Source organism: Caulobacter sp. UNC358MFTsu5.1 (assembly GCF_000712075.1).
In the GTDB taxonomy this organism is placed as follows: domain Bacteria; phylum Pseudomonadota; class Alphaproteobacteria; order Caulobacterales; family Caulobacteraceae; genus Caulobacter.
In genome coordinates, this window is sequence record NZ_JONW01000001.1 from 111,545 (window position 1) to 133,344 (window position 21,800).

At 69.1% G+C, this 21,800-nt stretch carries 26 protein-coding genes and 3 tRNA genes; 24 read left to right on the plus strand and 5 right to left on the minus strand.

The features are described from left to right. Nucleotides 1-168: 168 nt before the first annotated feature. Nucleotides 169-1,152 carry a sugar phosphate isomerase/epimerase gene (locus BR39_RS0100465; RefSeq protein ID WP_029907067.1) on the plus strand — a complete coding sequence of 328 codons (984 nt, stop codon included), beginning with the start codon at nucleotides 169-171 and terminating at the stop codon, nucleotides 1,150-1,152. 73 nt (nucleotides 1,153-1,225) lie between these two features. Here BR39_RS0100465 and BR39_RS0100470 read toward each other — a convergent pair. After that, nucleotides 1,226-1,300: transfer RNA gene (locus BR39_RS0100470), tRNA-Thr, on the minus strand. A 367-nt stretch (nucleotides 1,301-1,667) separates the two neighbouring features. Between BR39_RS0100470 and murA the strand changes: the two genes are divergently transcribed. From murA to BR39_RS0100515, 9 genes are all read left to right on the plus strand, one after another. After that, entirely contained in the window at nucleotides 1,668-2,966 is a 1,299-nt protein-coding gene (gene murA, locus BR39_RS0100475; RefSeq protein ID WP_029907068.1) for a UDP-N-acetylglucosamine 1-carboxyvinyltransferase, read from the plus strand. Beyond that, on the plus strand, nucleotides 2,959-3,393 hold the full coding sequence (locus BR39_RS0100480; RefSeq protein WP_029907069.1) for a DUF2948 family protein: 435 nt from the start codon (nucleotides 2,959-2,961) through the stop codon (nucleotides 3,391-3,393). Before murA ends, BR39_RS0100480 begins: the two co-directional genes overlap by 8 nt. Nucleotides 3,394-3,539: 146 nt before the next feature. Continuing rightward, the gene (locus BR39_RS0100485; RefSeq protein ID WP_029907070.1) at nucleotides 3,540-3,992 is read left to right on the plus strand and encodes a MaoC family dehydratase; all 453 of its coding nucleotides are present in this window, start codon (nucleotides 3,540-3,542) and stop codon (nucleotides 3,990-3,992) included. Between the two features lie 66 nt (nucleotides 3,993-4,058). Continuing rightward, complete coding sequence (locus BR39_RS0100490) at nucleotides 4,059-4,661, plus strand: hypothetical protein (protein WP_029907071.1); 603 nt, start codon at nucleotides 4,059-4,061, stop codon at nucleotides 4,659-4,661. After that, entirely contained in the window at nucleotides 4,658-5,005 is a 348-nt protein-coding gene (locus BR39_RS0100495) for a gamma-glutamylcyclotransferase family protein (RefSeq protein WP_029907072.1), read from the plus strand. The genes BR39_RS0100490 and BR39_RS0100495 overlap by 4 nt, the downstream gene beginning before the upstream one ends. A 105-nt stretch (nucleotides 5,006-5,110) precedes the next feature. After that, the gene (locus BR39_RS0100500) at nucleotides 5,111-5,419 is read left to right on the plus strand and encodes an EthD family reductase (protein ID WP_029907073.1); all 309 of its coding nucleotides are present in this window, start codon (nucleotides 5,111-5,113) and stop codon (nucleotides 5,417-5,419) included. Between the two features lie 111 nt (nucleotides 5,420-5,530). Next, nucleotides 5,531-6,652, plus strand: a complete 1,122-nt coding sequence (locus BR39_RS0100505; protein ID WP_029907074.1) for a hypothetical protein — start codon at nucleotides 5,531-5,533, stop codon at nucleotides 6,650-6,652. A gap of 88 nt (nucleotides 6,653-6,740) precedes the next feature. Further along, a complete protein-coding gene (locus BR39_RS0100510) occupies nucleotides 6,741-8,639 on the plus strand; it encodes a M1 family metallopeptidase (protein ID WP_029907075.1) in 1,899 nt (632 codons plus the stop codon). Between the two features lie 208 nt (nucleotides 8,640-8,847). Beyond that, nucleotides 8,848-9,042: a hypothetical protein gene (locus tag BR39_RS0100515; protein WP_029907076.1), complete on the plus strand. Its 195-nt coding sequence runs from the start codon at nucleotides 8,848-8,850 to the stop codon at nucleotides 9,040-9,042. A 7-nt stretch (nucleotides 9,043-9,049) separates the two neighbouring features. On the opposite strand, the gene BR39_RS0100520 is transcribed toward BR39_RS0100515, so the two are convergent. Further along, on the minus strand, nucleotides 9,050-9,649 hold the full coding sequence (locus tag BR39_RS0100520) for a DUF805 domain-containing protein (protein ID WP_029907077.1): 600 nt from the start codon (nucleotides 9,647-9,649) through the stop codon (nucleotides 9,050-9,052). Between the two features lie 134 nt (nucleotides 9,650-9,783). Here BR39_RS0100520 and BR39_RS0100525 point away from each other — a divergent pair, with 134 nt between their 5' ends. The 14 genes from BR39_RS0100525 (at nucleotide 9,784) to BR39_RS0100590 (ending at nucleotide 20,699) form a co-directional block, all read left to right on the plus strand. After that, nucleotides 9,784-11,256 carry an NCS1 family nucleobase:cation symporter-1 gene (locus BR39_RS0100525; protein ID WP_035018020.1) on the plus strand — a complete coding sequence of 491 codons (1,473 nt, stop codon included), beginning with the start codon at nucleotides 9,784-9,786 and terminating at the stop codon, nucleotides 11,254-11,256. A 7-nt stretch (nucleotides 11,257-11,263) separates the two neighbouring features. Further along, a complete protein-coding gene (locus BR39_RS0100530) occupies nucleotides 11,264-11,896 on the plus strand; it encodes a glutathione S-transferase family protein (RefSeq protein WP_029907079.1) in 633 nt (210 codons plus the stop codon). Between the two features lie 1,059 nt (nucleotides 11,897-12,955). Continuing rightward, a complete protein-coding gene (gene hisD, locus BR39_RS0100535; RefSeq protein ID WP_029907080.1) occupies nucleotides 12,956-14,257 on the plus strand; it encodes a histidinol dehydrogenase in 1,302 nt (433 codons plus the stop codon). Nucleotides 14,258-14,275: 18 nt separating this feature from the next. After that, complete coding sequence (locus BR39_RS0100540) at nucleotides 14,276-14,752, plus strand: UPF0262 family protein (protein ID WP_029907081.1); 477 nt, start codon at nucleotides 14,276-14,278, stop codon at nucleotides 14,750-14,752. Between the two features lie 5 nt (nucleotides 14,753-14,757). Continuing rightward, nucleotides 14,758-15,216 carry a low molecular weight phosphatase family protein gene (locus tag BR39_RS0100545; protein ID WP_029907082.1) on the plus strand — a complete coding sequence of 153 codons (459 nt, stop codon included), beginning with the start codon at nucleotides 14,758-14,760 and terminating at the stop codon, nucleotides 15,214-15,216. Nucleotides 15,217-15,313: 97 nt separating this feature from the next. Continuing rightward, on the plus strand, nucleotides 15,314-15,532 hold the full coding sequence (gene infA / locus BR39_RS0100550; RefSeq protein WP_004617696.1) for a translation initiation factor IF-1: 219 nt from the start codon (nucleotides 15,314-15,316) through the stop codon (nucleotides 15,530-15,532). A 9-nt stretch (nucleotides 15,533-15,541) separates the two neighbouring features. Further along, nucleotides 15,542-16,126, plus strand: coding sequence for a nucleoside triphosphate pyrophosphatase (locus BR39_RS0100555; RefSeq protein WP_029907083.1), 585 nt, complete (start codon nucleotides 15,542-15,544; stop codon nucleotides 16,124-16,126). Continuing rightward, complete coding sequence (locus BR39_RS0100560; RefSeq protein ID WP_029907084.1) at nucleotides 16,123-17,163, plus strand: ribonuclease E/G; 1,041 nt, start codon at nucleotides 16,123-16,125, stop codon at nucleotides 17,161-17,163. Before BR39_RS0100555 ends, BR39_RS0100560 begins: the two co-directional genes overlap by 4 nt. Further along, nucleotides 17,160-17,330 (plus strand): DNA gyrase inhibitor YacG, encoded by a 171-nt coding sequence (locus BR39_RS0100565; RefSeq protein WP_029907085.1) that lies wholly within the window; start codon nucleotides 17,160-17,162, stop codon nucleotides 17,328-17,330. Before BR39_RS0100560 ends, BR39_RS0100565 begins: the two co-directional genes overlap by 4 nt. 111 nt (nucleotides 17,331-17,441) lie before the next feature. Next, nucleotides 17,442-17,517: transfer RNA gene (locus BR39_RS0100570), tRNA-Phe, on the plus strand. Between the two features lie 886 nt (nucleotides 17,518-18,403). Then, nucleotides 18,404-19,306 carry a MotA/TolQ/ExbB proton channel family protein gene (locus tag BR39_RS0100575; protein ID WP_029907086.1) on the plus strand — a complete coding sequence of 301 codons (903 nt, stop codon included), beginning with the start codon at nucleotides 18,404-18,406 and terminating at the stop codon, nucleotides 19,304-19,306. 5 nt (nucleotides 19,307-19,311) lie between these two features. Next, on the plus strand, nucleotides 19,312-19,746 hold the full coding sequence (locus tag BR39_RS0100580; RefSeq protein ID WP_029907087.1) for a biopolymer transporter ExbD: 435 nt from the start codon (nucleotides 19,312-19,314) through the stop codon (nucleotides 19,744-19,746). Nucleotides 19,747-19,755: 9 nt separating this feature from the next. Next, a complete protein-coding gene (locus BR39_RS0100585) occupies nucleotides 19,756-20,493 on the plus strand; it encodes an energy transducer TonB (RefSeq protein WP_029907088.1) in 738 nt (245 codons plus the stop codon). Between the two features lie 129 nt (nucleotides 20,494-20,622). After that, nucleotides 20,623-20,699 (plus strand) — tRNA-His (locus BR39_RS0100590). A 57-nt stretch (nucleotides 20,700-20,756) separates the two neighbouring features. Here BR39_RS0100590 and BR39_RS26300 read toward each other — a convergent pair. From BR39_RS26300 to BR39_RS0100605, 3 genes are all read right to left on the minus strand, one after another. After that, nucleotides 20,757-20,900: a hypothetical protein gene (locus BR39_RS26300; RefSeq protein WP_156035529.1), complete on the minus strand. Its 144-nt coding sequence runs from the start codon at nucleotides 20,898-20,900 to the stop codon at nucleotides 20,757-20,759. A gap of 96 nt (nucleotides 20,901-20,996) precedes the next feature. Beyond that, a complete protein-coding gene (locus BR39_RS26305) occupies nucleotides 20,997-21,158 on the minus strand; it encodes a hypothetical protein (RefSeq protein WP_156035530.1) in 162 nt (53 codons plus the stop codon). Between the two features lie 111 nt (nucleotides 21,159-21,269). Next, nucleotides 21,270-21,692: a helix-turn-helix domain-containing protein gene (locus BR39_RS0100605; protein ID WP_029907089.1), complete on the minus strand. Its 423-nt coding sequence runs from the start codon at nucleotides 21,690-21,692 to the stop codon at nucleotides 21,270-21,272. Nucleotides 21,693-21,800 lie beyond the last annotated feature (108 nt).

Sequence of the window (21,800 nt, forward strand, 5' to 3'; positions counted from 1 at the left end):
CATTTTCTGAAAACCTAACGCGAAAGATCGGTCGGGGCAATCCCGGCGAGAACGTCGTTATCGAAGCCAACCGTGGGGCCGCCGATCCGCGAGGCGCCACGCGCCCTATCGACCTCGACGGCCGCCGATGCCTTTATGGCGGCGACACAACGGAAGGGGCGGGGGACGATGGATCTTTCCAGGCGCGCGATCGTGGCGGCGGGCGTCGCCGGCCTCTCAGGGCTGGGCGCGGCGCGCATCGCCCAGGCGGCGGACCAGCCGTTCTTCGCCCGCACCGGCCTGCCGATCGGGCTGCAGCTCTACACCCTGGCCGACCAGGCCCAGGCCGATCTGGGGGGCACGCTCAAGGCCGTCGCCGCCATCGGCTTCAAGAGCATCGAGCTGGCCGGCTATGCGGGCCGCACGCCGGCGCAGCTGCGGGCGGCCATGGACGCCTTCGGCCTGTCCACGCCCAGCGCCCACGTCCAGGTCCAGGCCCGGGGCGGCGAATCCAGCCTGGACGGCGACCTGTCGCGCCTGGCCGACGAGGCGCACGTGCTGGGCGTGCGGATGATCGTCATGCCGATCTTCTACACGCCCGAGCGCTTCGACCTGAAACCCAAGGCCGGCGAGGCGTTCGGCCAGGTGCTGGGCCGGGTCGGCGGGGCGATGACCGCCGACGACTGGAAGTTCAACGCCGACTTCCTCAACGCCAAGGGCGCGGCGCTGAAGGCCTTGGGCCTGAAGCTGGCCTATCACAACCACAACGCCGAGTTCTCGCCCCTGACCGCCCAGGCGGGCGGCAAGCCGGGCGCGCGCAACGGCTACGAGATCCTGCTGGCCAACACCGATCCGGCGGCCGTGAGCTTCGAGATGGACGCCGGCTGGGTGGCCGCGGCCGGCCAGGACCCGTTCGCCCTTCTGAAGGCGCATCCGGGCCGGTTCGTGGCCATGCACGTCAAGGACATCAAGGCGTCGACCAAGCCCAACTTCGTCTTCGTCCAGGACCCGACCGAGGTGGGGTCCGGCAAGATCGACTGGCCGCGCCTGCTGCCCGCCGCCCACGCGGCAGGCGTCCGCGACTTCTTCGTCGAGCAGGAGCCGCCCTTCGCCCATTCGCGCCTGGAATCGGTGGGGATCAGCTTCGACTACCTGTCGAAACTGCGCGCCTGACCGAGCGGCCGGGCCTGTCGATGACGATGTCCAGAAACGGGTCGGGGCCCAAACCGCTAGGTTTGGACCCCGATGGTGCCGCCGGGCAGGATTGAACTGCCGACCTCAGCCTTACCAAGGATGCGCTCTACCACTGAGCTACGGCGGCGACGAGGAGGGGGCGTATAGCGAACCAAACGCGGTTGGCAAAGCCAAAATCGTCTTGACCGATCGTCGCAGCGATTTCACCTGTGGACATATGAGCCAGAACCCCAAGCCCAGTAACGAAAAAGCCGAGCGCGAAGCTAGGCTGGCGCAGGCGCTGCGAACCAATCTCCGCCGCAGGAAGGCGGCCCCCGCGGCCGCCGCCAAGCCGGAATCACCCCGTTCGGACGACGAATCCTCTTCGGACTGAGGAGGAAGGTTGAGGAATCCGTGCAGCCCCTTGCGCGGACCCTTGCAACCGGTAGAACCGCCCCTTCACATATGACCGCGCGGCGACACCCCTCCGAAGGCCGCGCGACGAGGGACTTTCATTGGATCGCATCGCCATCACCGGCGGCGCGCAGCTGAACGGGATCATCCCGGTGAGCGGCGCCAAGAACTCGGCCATCAAGCTGATGGCCGCCAGCCTGCTGACCGACCAGCCGCTGCGCCTGACCAACATGCCGCGCCTGGCCGACACCAAGTTCCTGGGCAAGCTGCTGACCCGTCTGGGGACCCACGTCGACGAGCGTGAGGGCCCCGACGGTTCGGAGACGATCCTGCACGCGCCGGAGATCACCAGCGGCTTCGCGCCGTATGACCTGGTCCGCCAGATGCGCGCCTCGTTCAACGTGCTGGGCCCGCTGGTCGCCCGCACCGGCCAGGCCAAGGTCTCGCTGCCGGGCGGCTGCACCATCGGCGCGCGGCCCGTGGACCTGCACCTGCAGGCCCTGGAAGCGCTGGGCGCCAAGATCGACCTGCACGAGGGCTATGTCTACGCCCAGGCCCCGCGCGGCCTGAAGGGCGGCGAGATCGAGTTCCCGTTCGTCTCGGTGGGCGCCACCGAGCACGCCATGCTGGCCGCCGTGCTGGCCGACGGCGTCACGCTGATCAAGAACGCCGCCTGCGAGCCCGAACTGCTGGACCTGCAGATCTGCCTGAACGCCATGGGCGCCAAGGTGGAAGGGGCGGGGACCCCGACCATCACCATCACCGGCGTGGCCAAGCTGCACGGCGCCACCCACTCGGTGATCCCCGACCGGATCGAGATGGGCACCTACGCCGTCGCCGCCGCCATGGCCGGCGGCGAGGTCCAGCTGACCCGCTCGCGTCCCGAGCTGATCGACAGCCTGCTGGTCAAGCTGGAGGAGGCCGGCTGCGGCGTCGTCCGCACCGAGGACGGCGTCATCATCCGCCGCAACGGCCAGCGCCTGGACGCCGTCGACGTCGAGACCCAGCCCTATCCGGGCTTCGCCACCGACCTGCAGGCCCAGTTCATGGCCCTGATGACCACGGCCAAGGGCGAGAGCCGGATCCGCGAGACCATCTTCGAGAACCGCTTCATGCACGCCCCCGAGCTGATGCGCCTGGGCGCCGATATCTCGGTGTCCGGCGGCGAGGCCCGCGTGCGCGGCGTCGAGCGGCTGGAAGGCGCCGAGGTCATGGCCACCGACCTTCGCGCGTCGGTCAGCCTGGTGATCGCCGGCCTGGTGGCGCGCGGCGAGACCACGGTCAGCCGCATCTACCACCTGGACCGCGGCTTCGAGCGGCTGGAAGAGAAGCTGGGCGCCTGCGGGGCCCAGGTGCGCCGTATCAAGGGCGAGCCCGAGGACGCCATCGACAATGACTGACGCCCCCGCCCTGAAGCTGCTTGCCCAGGACGCCGACGACCTGGCGGTGATCTCGGCCGCCCTGCAGGACGCGGTGGCCAAGATCGGCGACATCCGCTGGGACGCCTCGGCGCGCACCCTGACCCTGGCCTGCAACCGCTTCCGCTGGGAGAAGGGCGCCAAAAAGGGCGGAGAGCGCATCCGCTCGGCCCTGCAGCTGGGCGACGTCACCGGCGTCCAGGCCCGCAAGCTGCGCCGCGACGCCAAGAACGCGGTGGTCGAGCTCCTGTCTGTGGCCTTCGAGGCCGGCGAGGCGCCGGGCGGCGCGGTGCTGCTGACCTTCGCGGGCGGCGGCGACCTGAAGGTCAGCGTCGACTGCCTGGACGTGATCCTGGCCGATGTCTCGGAGCCGTGGGCCACCTCTCGCAAGCCGGGGCACGCGGAGTAGGGGGAAACCCCTCTTTCTATGAGAGAGGGTGATTTAGGGCCCGGACCCCACGGCGTCGCTCTCCGCCGGCGAGCAGAAGTCTCGATCGACCGGGTTCCCACGCATTTTCGCTGGCCACGACGCGCCAACGCGGCTAACGCCGCGTCATGATCGAACGTCACCCCTCCGGCGGCTACATCCTTGAAGAACTCGCGGTCGGGATGGTCGCCGAAAAGAGCGTCCCCGTCACCGAGGACCGTATCGGCCTGTTCGCCGAAGCGTCGGACGACTTCAACCCCGTGCACATGGACGAGGGCTTCGCGTCCAAGACCGCCTATCGCGGGCGGATCGCCCACGGCCTGCTGTCGGCGTCGTTCGGCTCGGCCGTGGTCGGCACCATCCTGCCGGGCGCCGGCGCGATCTACCTGACCCAGACCCTGGCCTTCCACAAGCCCGTGCGGATCGGCGACGTGGTGACGGCGCGCATCACGGTGTCGGCCATCGACGAGGTCAGCGCCCGGGTCACCCTGCGCTGCGAAGGCCTGGTCGACGGGGAACTGATCATGGACGGCGAGGCCGTCGTGCGCGTGCCGCGCCGGCGCAAGCCGGCCAAGGCCTAGCCGCCTTCACGGAAGGCTGCGGGCGCTCTACGGTCGCCTCCCGAAACCGCGCCGACGGAGCCGAACTTGACTGAAGAGACGCCTTCAAAGCGCCTGCCGATCCGCTGGCTGACCCTGGCCGAGATCGTGGCGGTGGCGGCCTTGGTGATCACCGGCCTCAGCTTCTGGGATTCGCATCGCGAGCGCGTTCGTGAAGACCGCGAACGGTCGGCCGCCGCCAGCGAGCGGCAGGCCGAGGCCCGTGCCGCCGCGCTCAAGCAGACCTTCGTGATGACCGGTCAGCGCGAGGACGACGGCGCCAGGGTGCGCCTGACCTCGGTCAACGAGGGCCAGGTCATCCAGACCCAGACCGTCTGGTTCCCCGCCGAACTTCGCTCCGACAGCGTCGAGACCACCGGCAGTCCGCGGCTCGAGGCCGCCTGGATCGAGAACGGCCTGCGCAAGCACGCCGGCAAGGCCAGGACGGGCCGCGTGCCGGTAGGCGTGCTGACGGTGTTCATCGAGGACGGCGTCACCAAGACCGACCGCGCCGTCTACCAGCTGGGCTACACCATCCATCCCCGCACCCTGCGGGCCGACAAGGTCGAGCTGGAGGGCCTGTCCCTGGCCCGGCGCGGCGTCTCGGGCGACCTGCAGGCGGCGGCCGGCAGTCTTTGGTCGGCGCGATGAGCGCCCCGGACCCCATCCGGCTGTTCTCTTACGGCACGCTCCAGCTGGAGAGCGTGCAGATGGAGACCTTCGGCCGCCTGCTGGCGGGCGCGGCCGACGCCCTGCCGGGCTACAGCCGCACCATGGTGCGGATCACCGATCCGGCGGTGATCGCCGCCAGCGGCGCGGACCACCACCCCATCGTCGCGGCCAGCGGCGATCCGGCCGACACGGTCGAGGGCATGGTGTTCGAGATCACCGCCGAGGAACTGGCCGCCGCCGACACCTACGAGGTCTCGGACTACAGGCGGGTCGAGGCGACCCTGGCCTCGGGGCTGCGCGCCTTCGTCTACATCAAGGCCTGAAGCCGGCCGCAGCGGGCGCCGTCGCGGCAATCGTGGCGCGGTCGCGTTCGCGTGCTTAACTCCCCCAAACGGCGCGAGCGCCGACGCCGAGACAGGGAGCCGACCATGGTCATCTTCAGCGTGCTCTATCCCGCCAAGGCCGGCGCGAAGTTCGACGAGGCCTACTACCACGCCACGCACATCCCGCTGGTGAAGGACGCCTTCGGCGACGCGCTCAAGGGCGTGCAGGTGATCAAGGGCCTGTCGGCGCCCGACGGCGGGCCGGCCCCGTTCGTGCTGATCGTCCACCTGACTTTCGACAGCCCCGAGGCCATGGCCGGCGCCTTGGGCGGCGCGCGCGCGGCCGAGGTGATGGGCGACGTGGCCAACTTCACCGACATCGTCCCGGTGGCCCTGGTCGGCGCGCCCGTGTGACGGCGGCGAGGCATCATGGTTAATGCGTGATTAACCATGATGCGGCTTGGTTGCGGCGTGTTTCCACGCCGTCGCGATTCGTGATCTTCGCGGCGGCCAGCGAGGTCCGCCATGGTCAGCAGCGTCACCGGCTACGGGTCGACTTCGTACGCCCTGCTCAACACCGCCACGACGACGGGGACGTCCTCGGGCGCGGCTTCGGCCTACGGCCAGTCGGCGGCGGCCGGCTCGGCCAGCGCGTCCAGCGTCAACGTCACCCTGTCGGCCGAGGCCCAGGCGGCCCTGGCGGCCCAGACCGATAACCGCACCACCGACGCGGTGGTGGCCGACGCCCGCTCGGCCCTGGACAAGCTGTTGGCCGGGGCCAAGGCGACCAGCGCCCTGAAGGACGGCAAGGCGACGATCGACGTCTCGGGCCTGGACCGCCGCACGCTCTACGCCATCGCCAGCAACCGGGGCGGCAAGTTCTCGATCGAGGAGCAGGTGGTCGCCAGCCTGCAGATGAAGGCCAGTCGCGACACCTCCATGTCGGCCGCGGCCTCGGCCATGCGGGTGACCGGCGACTATGCCGGGCTCTACAAGGCGGCCCTGGCCAATCTCGAGGCCGCCGGGCCCGAGGAGAAGGCGTCGGGCCAATGGGCCAAGGACAAGACCGCCCTGACCGAGGGCCTCAAGCAGGCCCAGGCCAAGCCCGGCGTCGCCCCCAGCGGCATCGAGGACGACCCGGTCGCGGCCTATCTGAAGGACGTGGGCGGCGTGGTGGCCAGCCCCCGCACGCGCGACATCAACGCCGTGGCCTCCGACGTCCGCACGGTGCTGGACAAGCAGTACGCCGCCGCGACCGAAGAGGGGGCGGCGACCTCGCCCGACGAGGGGACGATCGACTTCTCCAAGTTCGACGACCGCTCGCTGGCGGCCGTGGCCCTGAACAAGGGCGGCCAGTTCTCCGAGCACGAGATCGCCCAGGCGACGGCCGAGGTGAAGGCCCGCAACCGCGACAGCGTCTCCAGCGCCTACAAGAGCACCCAGGGCCAGGACAGCTCGGCCTTCGGCAAGAGCCTGCTGACCCAGTACGCGGCCATGAGCGACGAGGAGCGCCAGGCCGCCGGCTGGACTCCGGCCCTCTACGACAAGATGGTCGCGATGCAGAACCTCTCGGACAAGCTGGCCTCGCTGTTCAATCCCGACGGCAGCGTCAACACCGGCGGGACCAGCCTGCTGGACTATCTCTGAACCTTCCGCCGGATGGGCGGTTGAGGAGAGGCGGAGCGAGGGTCTAAGACGGTTGGCTGAAGCCTGTCCGTAGTCGGAACCCCCGTCCATGACCCTGAAGACCACCGCCCGCGCCGCCCTGCTGGCGCTCCTGCTGTGCGGAGCCGCCATGCCCGCCCTGGCCCAGAGCAACCCGCCGGTCCCGGCGATCCTGACCACGCCGGAAGCCCACGACATCCACTCCTACGCCCAGCCCCTGGTGGCGCGGGTGACGCACGTGGACCTGGACCTGACCGCCGACTTCGCCGGCCAGAAGATGACCGGCACGGCCGCCCTCGACATCGCCGCCGCGCCGGACGCCAAGGAGGTGGTGCTGGACAGCAAGGGTCTGGTGATCCACGGCGTCGCCGACGACAAGGGCGCCGCCCTGCCGTGGACCCTGGGCAAGGCCGATCCGAACCTGGGCGCGCCGCTGACGGTGCAACTGAACGGCGCCCGCCGCATCGTCGTCAGCTATGACAGCGCCCCGGGCGGCGCGGCCCTGCAATGGCTGACCCCGGCCCAGACCGCCGGCAAGAAGAAGCCCTACCTGTTCAGCCAGGGGGAGGCGATCCTCAACCGCACTTGGATCCCCACGCAGGACAGCCCCGGCATCCGCCAGACCTGGACCGCCCGCATCGTCGCGCCCGAGGGCCTGAAGGCGGTGATGAGCGCCGAGATGCTGACCCCGGACGGCGAGCCGGTCGCGGGTGGTCGCGCCTACCGCTTCAAGATGGACAAGCCGGTCGCCTCTTACCTGATCGCCATCGCCATCGGCGACCTGACCTTCACGCCCCTGGGCCAGCGGACCGGCGTCTACACCGAGCCGTCGGTGATGAAGAAGACCGCCTACGAGCTGGTCGACGTCGAGAAGATGGTCGAGGCGGCCGAGAGCCTCTACGGGCCCTATGCCTGGGGCCGGTACGACCTGCTGGTGCTGCCGCCGTCGTTCCCGTTCGGCGGCATGGAGAACCCGCGCCTGACCTTCGCCACGCCGACGATCATCGCCGGCGACCGCTCGCTGGTCAGCCTGGTGGCCCACGAGCTGGCCCACTCGTGGTCGGGCAACCTGGTCAACAACGCCACCTGGTCGGACTTCTGGCTGAACGAGGGCTTCACCGACTATTTCGAAAACCGGATCATGGAGAAGCTGTACGGCAAGGCGCGCGCCGACATGCTGGCCGATCTGGGCTGGAGCGACCTGCAGGACGCCATCAAGGACGCCGGCGGCCTGACCGGCGCCGACACCCGCCTGCATCTGGACCTGACCGGCCGCGACCCCGACGACGGCATGACCGACATCGCCTACCAGAAGGGCGCGACCTTCCTGCGCACCATCGAGAAGGCGGTCGGGCGCGAGCGCTGGGACGCCTATCTGAAGGACTACTTCGCCCGCCACGCCTTCCAGAGCCAGACCACGGCCGGCTTCGTCGCCGACCTGCGGGCCAACCTGATCAAGGGCGATCCCAAGCTGGAAGCCGAGATCGGCATCGACAAGTGGGTCTACGACGTCGGGCTGCCCGCCAACGCGGTGCATATCAAGTCGGCCGCCTTCCCGGCGGTGGACGCCCTGGCCGCCGCCTACGCCAAGGGCGGCCCGGCGCCGCTGGCCAAGTGGAAGGCCTGGAGCACGCCCGAGCGCACGCGCTTCGTGGCCAGCCTGCCGCGCGAACTGTCCAAGGAGCGCCTGGCCGCGCTCGACAAGGCCTTCGGCCTGTCGGCCCAGGGCAACAGCGAGATCCGCTTCGTCTGGCTGGAGCTGGCCGTGGCCAACCGCTACGACCCGGCCGTGCCGTCGCTGGAGGCCTTCCTGACCGACCAGGGCCGCCGCAAGTTCGTGGCCCCGCTGTTCAAGGACCTGATGGCCCAGGGCGATTGGGGCCAGCCGATCGCCAAGCGCCTCTACGCCAAGACCCGGCCGCTCTATCACGCCGTCACCCGGCAGACGGTCGACGGCATCGTGAAGTAGCGACGGGAAGCAGCGACTGGTGAAATAGCCGTTTCTCGGAAAATCGCGCGTTTTCGTCGTTTTCGTCAGTTTTTGGCGACCAAAACGCGCTTTTCGAGTCGATTTTGATCCGAAACCGCGCCGAAAATCGCTCGCGAGGCGAGTTTTCATGTTAACCCTGACTGTACGCCTCCGACAGAGAGGCGGGCCTCGTTAGGGAGAGATCGCCATGGCTGACGCCGTGTTCGCGACCCGTGTGCGTGCGCGTTCCGTGTTCTTCAGAAAATGCGATATCAACAAGCCGGAAGCCGCCGAGCTCCGGCACGCCGGGCCCTGCATCCAGTGGGGGCGGGTCGGCATCGTGGCCATGGTCCTGGTGTTCGGGGCGGGGCTGGCGACCTGGGCCTATGCCGCCATAGGCTAGGCGGGCTTCAAGGCGCGGGCGGGCCAAAACGGTTCCCGCCGGCCTGGCTCGCGCCGGCCAGCAGGAAGATCAGCAGACCCAGCGACGCCAGATAGAGCACGTTGTTGGCGAAGATCAGGCCGAACATCTTCATCGACTCCACCGTCATCTCGCCCGTCAGCGTGCTTTGGAAGAAGCGCGGGAACAGGGTCATGCCGACGGTCAGGAAGACCACGGGCGGCAGGCCCCACCAGCCGCGCCGCCCGCGATCGTGCAGCCGCCGGGTCACCGCCGCGGCCAGCAACGCCACGACCAGGGCGCAACCCGCCTGCATCACCGTGAAGAACGGGGCCATGTCGGGCATGAGCTCGGGGTGGTTCCCGTGGATCTGGACCGAATAGGTGTTGGGTCCCCGGGTGACCGTGGCCTGGTCGGGATGTTCGACGGCGAATTGCTGCATGCGGGCGAACGACTGGCCCATGATCGGCCCCATGGTCGCCGCGGCGCCGACGAACAGCAGGGCCATCACCACGGCGACATAGGGCCAGAACCGCCGCGCCGGATCCCGGCCCGAGAAGCGCAGCAGGCCGGTGAGGCCGTTGCGGACGGAATCGATGAAGTCGTGCATGGCGTCCCCCGTCGCCTCGACGGCGAAGCTTTCGAATAGGGCGATTCAGCCGCCGACGCCCAGGCGCCGACTTTCCCCGTGACGACCGTCGTTCGCTGACCCATGCTCCGTCCACGATGGATCGCGGGGGCGACATGGATCAGACAGCCGGCAACACCCTCTGGAACCCGGACCTGGCGCCGACCACGGCCGCCCAGCGCACCTGGAAGGCGCGGCACTATGCGGCCCTGTGGCTGGGCATGGTCATCGCCGTGCCGGCCTACATGCTGGCCGCGGGCCTGATCGAGCAGGGGATGTCGGCCGCCCAGGCGGTGTGGGCCGTGCTGCTGGGCAACCTGATCGTGCTGGTCCCCATGCTGCTCATTGGTCATGCCGGTGCCAAGTGGGGCGTGCCCTACGCGGTGCTGGCCCGGGCCTCGTTCGGCTGGCGCGGCGCGCGGGCCCCGGCCCTGGCCCGGGCCATCGTCGCCTGCGGCTGGTACGGCATCCAGACCTGGATCGGCGGCGGGGCGCTGCTGACCCTGCTGGGCGTGATGGTCGGCAAGAGCCTGGTCGGGCCGATGATCCCTGGCCTGGGCATCGGCGTGGGCCAACTGCTGTCGTTCGCCGCCTTCTGGGCGATCCAGCTGCTGTTCGTCACCAAGGGCCTGGAGACGGTGCGCAAGCTCGAGACCTGGACCGCGCCGGTCAAGCTGCTGGTGTGCGGCCTGCTGGTCTGGTGGGCGCTGAGCAAGGCCGGCGGCATCGGCCCGATCCTGCACGAGCCCAGCGCCTATGACGCCGGCGGAGCCAAGGCCGGCCGGTTCTGGAAGGATTTCGGCCCGGCCGTCACCGCCATGACCGGCTACTGGGCGACCCTGGCCCTGAACATCCCCGACTTCACCCGCTTCGCCCGCAGCCAGCGCGACCAGGTCGTGGGCCAGGCGGTGGGCCTGCCGGGGCCGATGGCCCTGCTGGCGACGATGAGCGTCATCGTCACCTCGGCCACGGTGCTGATCTACGGCAAGCCGGTCTGGGACCCGGTGGCCCTGTCGGGGAACATCGGCGGCATCGCCGTGCTGGTGGGCCTGCTGATCATCAGCCTCGACACCGTCTCGTGCAACATCGCCGCCAACCTGGTGGGCCCGGCCTACGACTTCTCGGCCCTGTGGCCCAAGCGGATCAGCTACCGCACCGGCGGCTGGATCACCGCCGGCATCGGCGTGCTGATCATGCCGTGGAAGCTGCTGGAGAGCACCCAGGGCTACATCTTCGTCTGGCTGACCGGCTACGGCGCCTTGCTGGGGCCGGTGGCCGGAATCCTGATCGCCGACTACTGGCTGCTGCGCCGCGCCCGGCTGGACGTCGAGGCGCTGTACGACCGCGCCGGGCGCTACACCTATTTCAAGGGCTGGAACCTGGCGGCCGTCGGCGCTTTCGTCATCGGGGTGGCGCCCAACCTGCCGGGCTTCCTGAAGGCGGCGGGCCTGCCGGCGGCGGCGGCGATCGGTGCGCCGTGGACCGGGCTCTACGACTACGCCTGGTTCGTCGGCGCAGCGCTCGCGGCGGCGGTCTATGTGGCGGCCATGCGGCTCGGCGACGGGGCGCGGGCTTCGGCGGTGGAGTGAAGGCGCGATGAGCGGACTGACGATCTGGACCTTGGACTGGGTCCCCGAAGGGCCGCGCGGCTTCGTGCGCGATCTGCGGCTGCGATGGGCGTGCGAGGAGGCCGGTCTCGACTACGCCGTCCGCACGATCCCCTTCGACGATCGCGCGACCAACCATCTCGACCGCCAGCCGTTCGGCCAGGTTCCATACCTGGACGACGGGGCGGTGAAGATCTTCGAAAGCGGCGCGGGGCTGCTGCACCTGGCCCGCAAGAGCGACAGGCTGATGCCGTCCGATCCGGTCGGCGCGGCCGAAACGCTGGAATGGACCATCGCCGCGCTGAACTCGATCGAGATGGTCAGCGTGCCGTGGTGGTTCCTGGGGATCAGCGGCGACAAGGACAACAAGCTGACCGGATGGCTGGACCAGCGCCTCGACCACCTCGAGCGGATCTTCGGCGAACGCGAGTGGCTGGCGGCCGACCGCTTCACCGTCGCCGACCTGCTGATGGCGGACGTGCTGCGGGTTTCGGACGTCCGCGCCTTCGGCGACCGCCCCGCGACCGAGGCCTATGTGGCCCGCGTGACGGATCGCCCCGCCTTCCGGAAGGCCCGGGCGGACCAGATCGCGCTGTTCGAGGCGGCCGACGCGAAGCGCTGACGGGGACATGCCCTTGGGCGTGTCCCCAGATTTCGCACGGAGCCAGGCGGTCGGGGACACGCCGCGAGGGCATGTCCCCGCGCGGAGGTTCGAGGGGCTCAGGCCTTTTTGGAACCGTCATCCTCGGACTTGTTCCGAGGGCCCCTCTATCGGCGGGTTTGTCGGTTGGGAGAAGCCGCGACCTCGCCGCTCCATGGATCGTCCTTCTTCGCGGCGGAAGCAGGGGTCCTCGGAACAAGTCCGAGGATGACGGAGGTGAGGGGAGCGCGGGCCGGGGACATGCCCTTGCGGCGTGTCCCCATCAGCTAGCGCCGCGCCTGGACTTGGGGACACGCCGCAAGGGCATGTCCCCGCGCGAGGATCGAGCGCTCTCTATCCCCGTAGGCGGCGGGACAAACCCCAACCATTCCAACGCCCTGCAGAAAAAGCAGCGTCACCGACGCGCCAGCATTCAAACCTCCCGCACAATCAGAGCCGTCACCATCACGGGGAGGGCTCTTGGTACCGGCCCAAGCAGGCGATGGGGATGGAACCGAGCGGGGCCGAGCCGGCCCGGCGGGCGGATCGTTGCGGGAGGCGGGGCTCAGAAGGTCCCAAGGTCCGGCGGGGACGGTGGCGGGACAGGTGGGTCGACGGGGCCGGGAAGTTCAAACCGGCCTTTTCCAGGATCAGTCGGAGTCGCCGACGGCCCCTTCCGGGCGACCTGATCCTGCCCGCCCGAGGGGGAACGTCGACCGGGATGAAACAGGCCCTCAGTCGCCGTCCCTTGAGAAGAACGGTTCCGCGGAGCGGTCGAGCCAAGCCGAAACGCAAACACAACCTCACGGTCTCCGGGCGAAGCCCGGCCGCTCCGCGCCTCCCCATCAGCTCACGGCCAAATTGGTGTGGGATCACACCTCCTTGCCCCCACCTGACCGCCCCCGTAGGGGGCGGAGCCGCCGCACCGGCGCTCTTCCCCCTCCGGGGGAAGACGACCGCGAAGCGGTCCGTAGGGGGCAAGCGGTCGCCGCACTGTCACTCTTCTCTTGCACCCCACACAAAAACCCGCATCTAGGCCCCATGCGCCGCTTCAATTCCGCCGACCCCTCTTTCCCCGCCGCCTTCAAGGCGTTCCTCGACGAGCGCCGGGGCGCGCCCGAGAACGTCGACGCGGCCGCGCGCAACGTGCTGGAGGCCGTGCAGGCCGAGGGGCTGAAGGCCGTGCTCAGCTTCACCAGCCGCTTCGACGGCGTGGAGCTGACCGAGGACACGATCCGCGTCACCGCCGACGAGATCGAGGCCGGCGCCGCCGAGTGCTCGCAGGAGGTCCGTGACGCGATCGCCTTCGCCGCGGCCCGCATCCGCGCCTTCCACGCCCGCCAGAAGCCGCAGGACCAGGCTTGGACCGACGAGGCCGGCGTGCAGCTGGGCTGGCGCTGGACGCCGCTGGAGGCCGTGGGCGTCTACGTGCCCGGCGGTCGCGCGGCCTATCCCTCGACCGTGCTGATGAACGCCGTGCCCGCCCAGGTGGCCGGCGTCGACCGCATCGCCATGGTCACCCCGCCCGGCAAGCTGCAGCCCGCCGTGCTGGCGGCCGCCAAGGAAGCGGGCGTCACCGAGATCTGGCGCGTGGGCGGGGCCCAGGCCGTGGCCGCCCTGGCCTTCGGCGCCGGCCCGATCCAGCCGGTCGACAAGATCGTCGGCCCCGGCAACGCCTATGTCACCGCCGCCAAGCGCCGGCTCTACGGCGTGGTCGGCATCGACGCCCTGGCCGGCCCCTCCGAGATCGTGGTGGTGGCCGACGCCAAGAACGATCCCGACTGGATCGCCGTCGACCTGCTGAGCCAGGCCGAGCACGACCCGGCCGCCCAGTCGATCCTGATCACCGACGACGAGGCCTTCGCCCAGGCGGTGTCCGACGCCGTCGACGCGCGGCTGAAGACCCTGGCCACCGGCGTCGACGCCGCCGCCTCGTGGCGCGACCACGGCGCGATCATCCTGGCGCCGCTGGACGACAGCCCGCGCCTGGTGGACCTGCTGGCCCCCGAGCACGTCGAGTTCGCCATCGACGAGCCCGAGCGCCTGGCCGACCGCGTGCGCCACGCCGGGGCGATCTTCCTGGGCCGCCTGACGCCGGAAGCCATCGGCGACTACGTGGCCGGCTCGAACCACGTGCTGCCCACCAGCCGCGCGGCGCGTTTCCAGTCGGGCCTGTCGATCTACGACTTCCTCAAGCGCACCTCGATCGTGAAGTGCGACGCGGCCTCGTTCGCGATCCTGGGCCCGCACACCGTCGCCCTGGCGCAGGCCGAGGGCCTGCCGGCCCACGCCCTATCGGCGGCGGTGCGCCTCCCTTCTGGCCGGTTGCCAACCAAGCCGTAAGGGGCAAGTCTGCCGACGATGTCCGACGCCAAGGCCAGCCAGTTCCTGAAGTCCATCCTCATCGACGAGGACAGCCTGGCCGCCGCCTCGCGCGACCAGGAGCAGGAACGGCAGGTTGCGATCTTCGACCTGCTGGACGGCAACTATTTCGAGCCGGCCGAGGCGGCGGGCGGTCCCTACGACCTGAAGCTGTCGCTGGTCGAGAACCGCCTCGCCTTCGACATCGCCGGGCCGAACTACGAGCGCCGGCACCTGCTGTCCCTGTCGCCCTTCCGGGGGGTGATCAAGGACTACTTCATGATCTGCGACAGCTATTACGCGGCGATCCGCAACTCGTCGCCGCAGCAGATCGAGGCCTTGGACATGGGCCGGCGCGGCCTGCACAACGAGGGCTCGACCCTGCTGCGCGAGCGGCTGGAGGGCAAGGTCAAGACCGACCTCGACACCGCCCGCCGGCTGTTCACCCTGATCTGCGCGCTGCACTGGCGGGGTTAGGGACCGTGCCGTCGGACCTCCCGGGCGCCGTCCTCTTCGCCTGCAACTACAACCGCGTGCGCTCGCCGATGGCCGAGGCTCTGTTCAAGCACTTCTACGGCACGCGGGCGTTCGTCGATTCGTGCGGGCTGAAGCCCGATCCCGACGAGGACGGCGTCGATCCGTTCGTGGCCGTGGTCATGGACGAGATGGGCCTGGACGTCACCGGCCACCGGCCCAAGAGCTTCGCCCAGCTGGAGGACGACAGCTTCGATGTCGTCATCTCCCTGACGCCCGAGGCCCAGCACCGGGCCGTCGAGCTGGCCCGCGATCGGGCCACCGACATCGAATACTGGCCGACCCACGACCCCACCCTTGCGGACGGCTCGCGCGACGCCATGTTGGCGGCCTACCGCGAGGTGCGTGACGCTCTGGCCACGGCGATACGACAACGTTTCGGCGCGCCATCGACGTTTGGGGGGTGAATGCGTTATACACCCCGCCTCGCAGCCGCGTGACGCCTCCCGACTCAATCGTCGCGGGGGCTTTACCGGCATGGCGTAACCCGTTTTGAGAGGCCTGATGGCTAAGGAAGAACTGCTCGAGTTTCCCGGTACGGTCAGCGAACTGCTGCCCAACGCGACCTTCCGCGTGAAGCTGGAGAACGATCACGAGATCATCGCCCACACCGCCGGCAAGATGCGCAAGAACCGCATCCGCGTGCTGGCCGGCGACAAGGTGCTCGTGGAAATGACGCCCTACGACCTGACCAAGGGCCGCATCACCTACCGCTTCAAGTAGGGCTGGCGAATGGTCGTCCAGCGGACGCCGCTGGTCCTGGCCAGCGCGAGCCCCCGGCGCCTGGACCTGCTGGCGCAGGTCGGCGTCGCCCCGGATCGGGTCGATCCCGCCGACATCGATGAAACGCCGCTGCGGGACGAGACCCCGCGGCGACACGCCCTGCGTCTGGCCGTGGAGAAGGCGAGGGCGGTCGCGCCCCGCTCGCCCGGGGCCATCGTCCTGGCCGCCGACACCGTCGTGGCCGTGGGGCGCCGCATCCTGCCCAAGGCCGAGACCGAAGAGCAGGCGGCCTGGTGCCTCAAGCTGCTCTCCGGCCGCAACCACAAGGTCCTGACCGGCGTGGCCGCCATCGCCCCCGACGGGCGCGAGGCCTCGCGGCTGGTCGAGACCCGCGTGCAGTTCAAGCATCTCTCTGACCAGGAGCGGGCCGACTACCTGGCCGGCGGCGAATGGAGCGGCAAGGCGGGCGGCTACGGCGTGCAGGGCGTGGCGGGTGGCTTCATCGTCGACCTGCACGGCTCCTACACCTCGGTCGTCGGTCTGCCGCTCTACGAGACCCTCAACCTGCTGACCGGTCTGGGCTACCGCAAATGAGCGAACGCCGCGCCTACCTCTACAAGGGAATCGGCGAGACGGTCGGGGTCGTCACCCTGGACGGCCGTCCTGAGCGCCTGGTCGCCCAATGGGACGGCGACGACCTGCTGGACGCCGAGGGCGTGCGGGGCGTGGCCCGGATCAAGAAGATCGAACGCGCCTTCAACTCCGCCTTCGTCGCCCTGCCGGGCGGGGCCGACCTGCTGCTCAACCTCAAGCCCGACATGCCCAAGCTGGTCGAAGGCCAGGTGGTCGAGATCGAGATCCGCAGCCCGTCGCGCCGCGACAAGTCGGGCGTGGCCCGCTATGTCGGCCCGGCCGAGGGCGAGCCGCGCGTGCTGGCCCACGCGCCGACCATCGACGAGCTGCTGCGCCTCTGGGTGAAGTCGGGCTCCCCGACCCAGGGCCTGGCCGCCCTGGAGGCCGTCGAGGCCGCCGAGGCCGAGGCCCTGGCCACCGTCTTCGCCCTGCCGGGCGGCGGCGACGTCAGCATCGAGGCGACGCGCGCCCTGGTGGCCGTCGACGTCGATCTCGGCGCCCGCGAGGGCGATTCCAAGAAGGCGGCCCGCGCCGCCAACATGGCCGCCTTCACGACGGCCGCCCGCATCCTGCGCCTGAAGGGGTTGGCCGGCCTCGTGGTCTTCGACCTGGTCGGCCGCGGCCACGACGGCCCGGCCCTGACCACGGCCGCCCGCAACGCCTTCGCCGTCGACAATCCCGGCGTCGGGATCGGGGCGATCAGCAAGTTCGGGGCGCTGGAGATGATCGTGCCGCGCCGGACCAAGCCGATTCTCGACCGGCTGCTGGACGAGACGGGCGCCCTCACGGCCCGCGCCGGGGCCCTGCGCCTGGTCCGGGCCTTCGAGCGCGAGGGCAGGGCGGATCCGGGCGGCAGGCTGGCCGGACGCTGCAGCGCCGCCGTCGCCGAGGCCTTCGCGGCCCTCGACGCCGCCCTGGCCGACAGGATCGGCCGCCGTTTCACCGTGGCCGTCGTCGCCGACTGGCCCAACGATCGTCTGGAGGTCGCGTCCTCATGAGCGCCTGCCCCATCTGCAAGAAGCCGACGGAACCGGCCTTCAAGCCGTTCTGCTCCAAGCGCTGCGCCGACATCGACCTGAACCGCTGGCTGTCGGACCGGTACGTGGTGCCCGGCGCCGACGAGGACGAGGAAAACCCGCCGTCCACAGACTTCGGCCGGGAATAGTTCGAGATCGTTTCAAGAGGGGCTGGACTTCGTTTTTAGCCTCCCCTATAGACGCGGCTCCCCGCCGTCGGGCGGGCGCCGAAGCGGTTTCGACCGCTTCTCCGGCCCAGGGCCTGGGTAGCTCAGTTGGTAGAGCAGCGGATTGAAAATCCGCGTGTCGGTGGTTCGAATCCGCCCCCAGGCACCACTCCTTTCACACCCGGCTCAGTTTCGATCGCTTCACGGCTTGGCCGTGTCGTCGGGCGATCTCGCCGTGGCGCCGCGAACTTGGTCACTCGCGTCCGCCTCAGGGCAGACGTGAAATTTTAGCGGTGGCCTGACCAACCGAAGGCGAGGTCGGAGCGGGAAGGCGGATTTCCGGAGCCGCGCCGATTCCCGGAGGCGCTCCCGCCCTCTCAGCGGCCGGTTGGGCGGGGTTCGGCGAGGTCGGAGCGATCCGGCCGCGCTTCCCGGCGGGGACGAGGTCCAGGCCCGGGCCGGGAGGGGAAGGGCCCGCTTTGAAGGGCGAAAACGCCGCCCGGAGGCGAAAATCCTGGTCTATCGGCCAAGACGGTCGGCGAGGGAGGTCAGATGTCCGACGGACGTCTTTCTCGGCTAGATTGAACTGGGCGACGATGCGCGCTCAGATCAGGTCTGCGAGACCGATGTTTTGTAAGCATGTTGCGATGCAACATCGTTATTCCCTTTGGTAGGGAAAAACCGCCCTCAAATCCTGATTTCCCATTTGTGCGATGCGGCAAAGCCCCCGGACCGGTCGAATGGTCGGTAAATTTATGCGACCTCGCACCCCTTGACGGTACGAAAAGGGGTTGCCAAAGGACCCCTGCCGCAATTCTAACATTGCGGTAAGATCGAAGCCTCCTCGGGGGCGGCGATCACACGCGCTTCGAAACGATCCTTCTTGATGGGCATGAGCCCGGCTTGGGGGGCGTAACGGGTCGAGCGCAGCGAAGCGGGTCCGCAAGGCGTCCGAGAGATCGGACACCGTGTGGACTATTCAAGTTAGGGTGGAGACGCTCTCGCGCGACGACCCTCGGTCCAAACGTGCTAGACCAATCAGGAACTGGCGACAGATGCTCGACATTAAACGGAAAACCCCCCTCATCGCTCTCGTCGGCGCCATGGCGCTGATGGCGAGCGCCCCGGCTTTCGCCCAGGACGCTGCTGCTCCTGCGCCGGCCACCACCGAAGCCGCCGCTCCGGCCGCTGCCGCCCCGGCCCCCGCCGCCGCAGCGCCCGCTGAAGAGCCCCTGGACGCCGGCGTCGCCGCGACCGAGAAGATGAAGTCCCACTCCCTGACCCCGATCGGCATGTTCCTGTCGGCCCAGGCGGTGGTTAAGGTCGTCATGATCGGCCTGATCCTGGCCTCGATCTTCTCGTGGGTCCTGCTGATCACCAAGCTGTTCGAGTTCGGCGCCCTGAACAAGCAATCGGACAAGTTCCTGGAAGCCTTCCGGGGCGCTCGCTCGATCGCCGACATCGCCCGCATCGGCTCGTCGGAAGAATTCGAAGGCAACCCGATGGCCGACATGGCCGCCGCGGCCGCCCAAGAAGTCGAACTGTCGCGCCAAGCTGGCCTGGCCGTCGGCGGCGAGCACCGTGACTCGACCCTGACCCGCGCCACCTACGCCATCAACGCGGTGCAAGCCTCGCTGGCCAAGCGCCTGTCGGGCGGCATGGTGTTCCTGGCCTCGGTCGGTTCGGCCGGTCCGTTCATCGGTCTGTTCGGCACCGTCTACGGGATCATGACCTCGTTCATCGGCATCGCGAACACCAACACGACCAACCTGGCCGTCGTCGCCCCCGGCATCGCCGAAGCGCTGCTCGCCACCGGTATTGGTCTGTTCGCCGCTATCCCGGCCGTTATCTTCTACAACTTCTTCCAGACCCGCATTTCCGGCTACGGCACGCGCTCTGAAGGTTTCGTTGCTGAACTGATGAACGCCATTTCGCGTCAGCTCGACAAAGGGGCGTAAGACCGATGGCCGCCAAACTCTCAGGCGGTGGGGGCGACAGGTTTAACATCGACCAAAACAGCGAGATCAACGTTACGCCCTTCGTGGACGTCATGCTGGTTCTCCTGATCATCTTCATGGTGGCGGCTCCGCTCGCCTCCGTGTCGGTCGAAGTGAACCTGCCGCCGGCGGTCGCCAAACCGTCGACGACCCCGCCAAAGCCCGTCTACATCTCGATCAAGGCTTCGGGACAGGTCTTCATTGGCGATGACCGCACTACGGTTGACGAGATGGGTGCGGACCTCGTTAAGAACATTGGCCGTCGCGATCCCACCAAGGAGCGCATCTATATCCGCGCCGATGAAAAGACGCGCTACGGGGCCTTCATGGAGGTGATGAACACCCTCCAGGATAACGGCTTCTATAGCGTGGCGCTCATCGGCAAGGATCAGAACAGCTAGGGGTGATGCATGGCTGAACAACAAACGCCTGAGCATCGCCACTACGATCCGCTCACTTCGGACGGCCCGCGCCGCAAGAAGGGCCTCGGCGCCTTCGGCGTCGCGACCATCGTCGTCGTCGGCTTCCACGCTGCTTTGTTCGCTTATCTGGCGAAGCAGAAGTTCGAAGCGGTGATGAAGGAGTATCACGACGACGCCGTGGACGTGGAGCTGCCTCCGCCGCCCCCGCCGCCGCCGCCGCCTCCTCCTCCGCCGCCGCCGCCGCCGACCAACGCTCCGCCTCCGCCTCCCGCGGTGGTGCAGCCGAGGCCGCCGATCGCGCCGCCGCCGGACGTGACTCCGCCGCCGCCGCTGCCGATTCCGCCCGTCAAGGAGCGGGTCGAGCAAACGGCTCCGCCGGTGATCTCGAACGTGCCGCCGGTTCCTTCGAACCCGCCGGCTCGGGCTTCGGTGATCACCAAGCCGGACTGGGCCCGCAAGCCCACCGGCGAGGACATGGCTCGTTACTACCCCGACCGCGCTCAGCGGATGGAAGTTGGCGGCCGCGCGACCTTGTCGTGCACCGTCACCGCCAAGGGGTCGCTGGAAGGCTGCTCGGTCGTGTCGGAAAACCCGGCCGACTACGGCTTCGGCGATGCGGCCCTGAAGCTGTCGCGGCTGTTCCGCATGAAGCCGAAGACGCTTGACGGCGCTCCGGTGGACGGCGGTCAGATCACGATCCCGATCGTGTTCACGGTCCCCCGCTAGGGGCCGAGGCGACAGGCCAAGAAACGAACGCCCCGGAGCTTCACCGCTCCGGGGCGTTTTCGTGTGGAAGGGCCGTTTCGGCGCTTGATCCGGCTCGCGCGTCCGACTAAAGACACTGCCTCGCGATACGCCGCCTTAGCTCAGTTGGTTAGAGCGCTAGATTGTGGATCTAGAGGTCCTCGGTTCGAGCCCGAGAGGTGGTACCATCGCAAGACGTTGAAAAGCCCTGGGTTCGCTCAGGGCTTTTTCATTGGGGCCGAGGCCTAGGCGTGGCGGCCGCTCAGGGCGCTCCAGACGCGCCAGCCGACCAGGGCGATCGCGATCCACCCCGCCGCCAGGCCGACCATCGGCCGGGCTTGCCACCAATAGCGAATGCGGCCGACCGCCGTCTTCGAGGACGCGCTCACTTCGAAACTCCCGACTTTGACGCGCTTCTGCGCGTCCGCTCCCTGACCCGAAGGTTGCGCCCGAACGGTGTTTTGCGGAAGTGCGGCGCAACGCCGCTAGGACGGGCCGTCGAAGCGGTACTCGGCCACCGGCGTGGCGCGGAGGAAGGCCTCGATCTGCTTGCGGCGCCAGACCGCGCGCTGGTGGCGGCGGACCACCTCGCCGACCGGCGGGGTGACGACGGCGCAGATCAGGAACAGCGATACGATCAGAAGCATGCGGGCTCGTGGACGGCGACGAACGCCCCTTGGCCCCATGAAACGTCCGAGAGGAGCCGGCGATCCGTGCGCGCGTGCGGCGCGGCCTTGGGGACCCGCCGCCGGCGTCTCCTAGGGCGCGACCGCCCCCGGCTCGTCGTCGACCATCGCCTTGACCAGGTCGACCACCCGGCGCCGCAGCCGGCGGTCGTTCAGCCGCGGGAACAGCCCCGCCAGCTCCAACCCCTCGGGCGTGGCCACGAACTGGGTCATGCGCTGGGCGAAGCCGTCGTCCACGGCGCCCTGCGTGGTCTCGTCCAGGCCCTCGAAGAAGTAGGACACCGGCGACTGCAGCAGGCGGGCGGCCTCGTAGAGTTTGGAGGCGCTGATGCGGTTGGCGCCGCGCTCGTATTTCTGGATCTGCTGGAAGGTTATGCCCAGGGCCTCGGCCAGCTGCGTCTGGCTCAGGCCCAGGACCTTGCGACGGATCCGAAGGCGCGCCCCCACGTAGAGATCGACGGGGTGAGCCAAGTCGGAAGTGGGTTTGTCGGTCATCCGCGTCACGTTCCTCCCAGACACCGCCGACGCTCGCTTTTTGCGAGAGCGTGTGGTCCAGCTTGGTTAACACAGGATAGACCCATGCGGTTGCCTTAGTCACGCCTC

Coding starts and splice junctions, on each gene's coding strand:
- BR39_RS0100465 (WP_029907067.1), top strand. CDS start 169: ATGGATCTTTCCAGGCGCGCGATCGTGGCGGCGGGCGTCGCCGGCCTC.
- BR39_RS0100480 (WP_029907069.1), top strand. CDS start 2,959: ATGACTGACGCCCCCGCCCTGAAGCTGCTTGCCCAGGACGCCGACGAC.
- BR39_RS0100485 (WP_029907070.1), top strand. CDS start 3,540: ATGATCGAACGTCACCCCTCCGGCGGCTACATCCTTGAAGAACTCGCG.
- BR39_RS0100495 (WP_029907072.1), top strand. CDS start 4,658: ATGAGCGCCCCGGACCCCATCCGGCTGTTCTCTTACGGCACGCTCCAG.
- BR39_RS0100500 (WP_029907073.1), top strand. CDS start 5,111: ATGGTCATCTTCAGCGTGCTCTATCCCGCCAAGGCCGGCGCGAAGTTC.
- BR39_RS0100505 (WP_029907074.1), top strand. CDS start 5,531: ATGGTCAGCAGCGTCACCGGCTACGGGTCGACTTCGTACGCCCTGCTC.
- BR39_RS0100510 (WP_029907075.1), top strand. CDS start 6,741: ATGACCCTGAAGACCACCGCCCGCGCCGCCCTGCTGGCGCTCCTGCTG.
- BR39_RS0100515 (WP_029907076.1), top strand. CDS start 8,848: ATGGCTGACGCCGTGTTCGCGACCCGTGTGCGTGCGCGTTCCGTGTTC.
- BR39_RS0100520 (WP_029907077.1), bottom strand. CDS start 9,649: ATGCACGACTTCATCGATTCCGTCCGCAACGGCCTCACCGGCCTGCTG.
- BR39_RS0100525 (WP_035018020.1), top strand. CDS start 9,784: ATGGATCAGACAGCCGGCAACACCCTCTGGAACCCGGACCTGGCGCCG.
- BR39_RS0100530 (WP_029907079.1), top strand. CDS start 11,264: ATGAGCGGACTGACGATCTGGACCTTGGACTGGGTCCCCGAAGGGCCG.
- hisD (WP_029907080.1), top strand. CDS start 12,956: ATGCGCCGCTTCAATTCCGCCGACCCCTCTTTCCCCGCCGCCTTCAAG.
- BR39_RS0100540 (WP_029907081.1), top strand. CDS start 14,276: ATGTCCGACGCCAAGGCCAGCCAGTTCCTGAAGTCCATCCTCATCGAC.
- infA (WP_004617696.1), top strand. CDS start 15,314: ATGGCTAAGGAAGAACTGCTCGAGTTTCCCGGTACGGTCAGCGAACTG.
- BR39_RS0100555 (WP_029907083.1), top strand. CDS start 15,542: ATGGTCGTCCAGCGGACGCCGCTGGTCCTGGCCAGCGCGAGCCCCCGG.
- BR39_RS0100560 (WP_029907084.1), top strand. CDS start 16,123: ATGAGCGAACGCCGCGCCTACCTCTACAAGGGAATCGGCGAGACGGTC.
- BR39_RS0100565 (WP_029907085.1), top strand. CDS start 17,160: ATGAGCGCCTGCCCCATCTGCAAGAAGCCGACGGAACCGGCCTTCAAG.
- BR39_RS0100575 (WP_029907086.1), top strand. CDS start 18,404: ATGCTCGACATTAAACGGAAAACCCCCCTCATCGCTCTCGTCGGCGCC.
- BR39_RS0100580 (WP_029907087.1), top strand. CDS start 19,312: ATGGCCGCCAAACTCTCAGGCGGTGGGGGCGACAGGTTTAACATCGAC.
- BR39_RS0100585 (WP_029907088.1), top strand. CDS start 19,756: ATGGCTGAACAACAAACGCCTGAGCATCGCCACTACGATCCGCTCACT.
- BR39_RS26305 (WP_156035530.1), bottom strand. CDS start 21,158: ATGCTTCTGATCGTATCGCTGTTCCTGATCTGCGCCGTCGTCACCCCG.
- BR39_RS0100605 (WP_029907089.1), bottom strand. CDS start 21,692: ATGACCGACAAACCCACTTCCGACTTGGCTCACCCCGTCGATCTCTAC.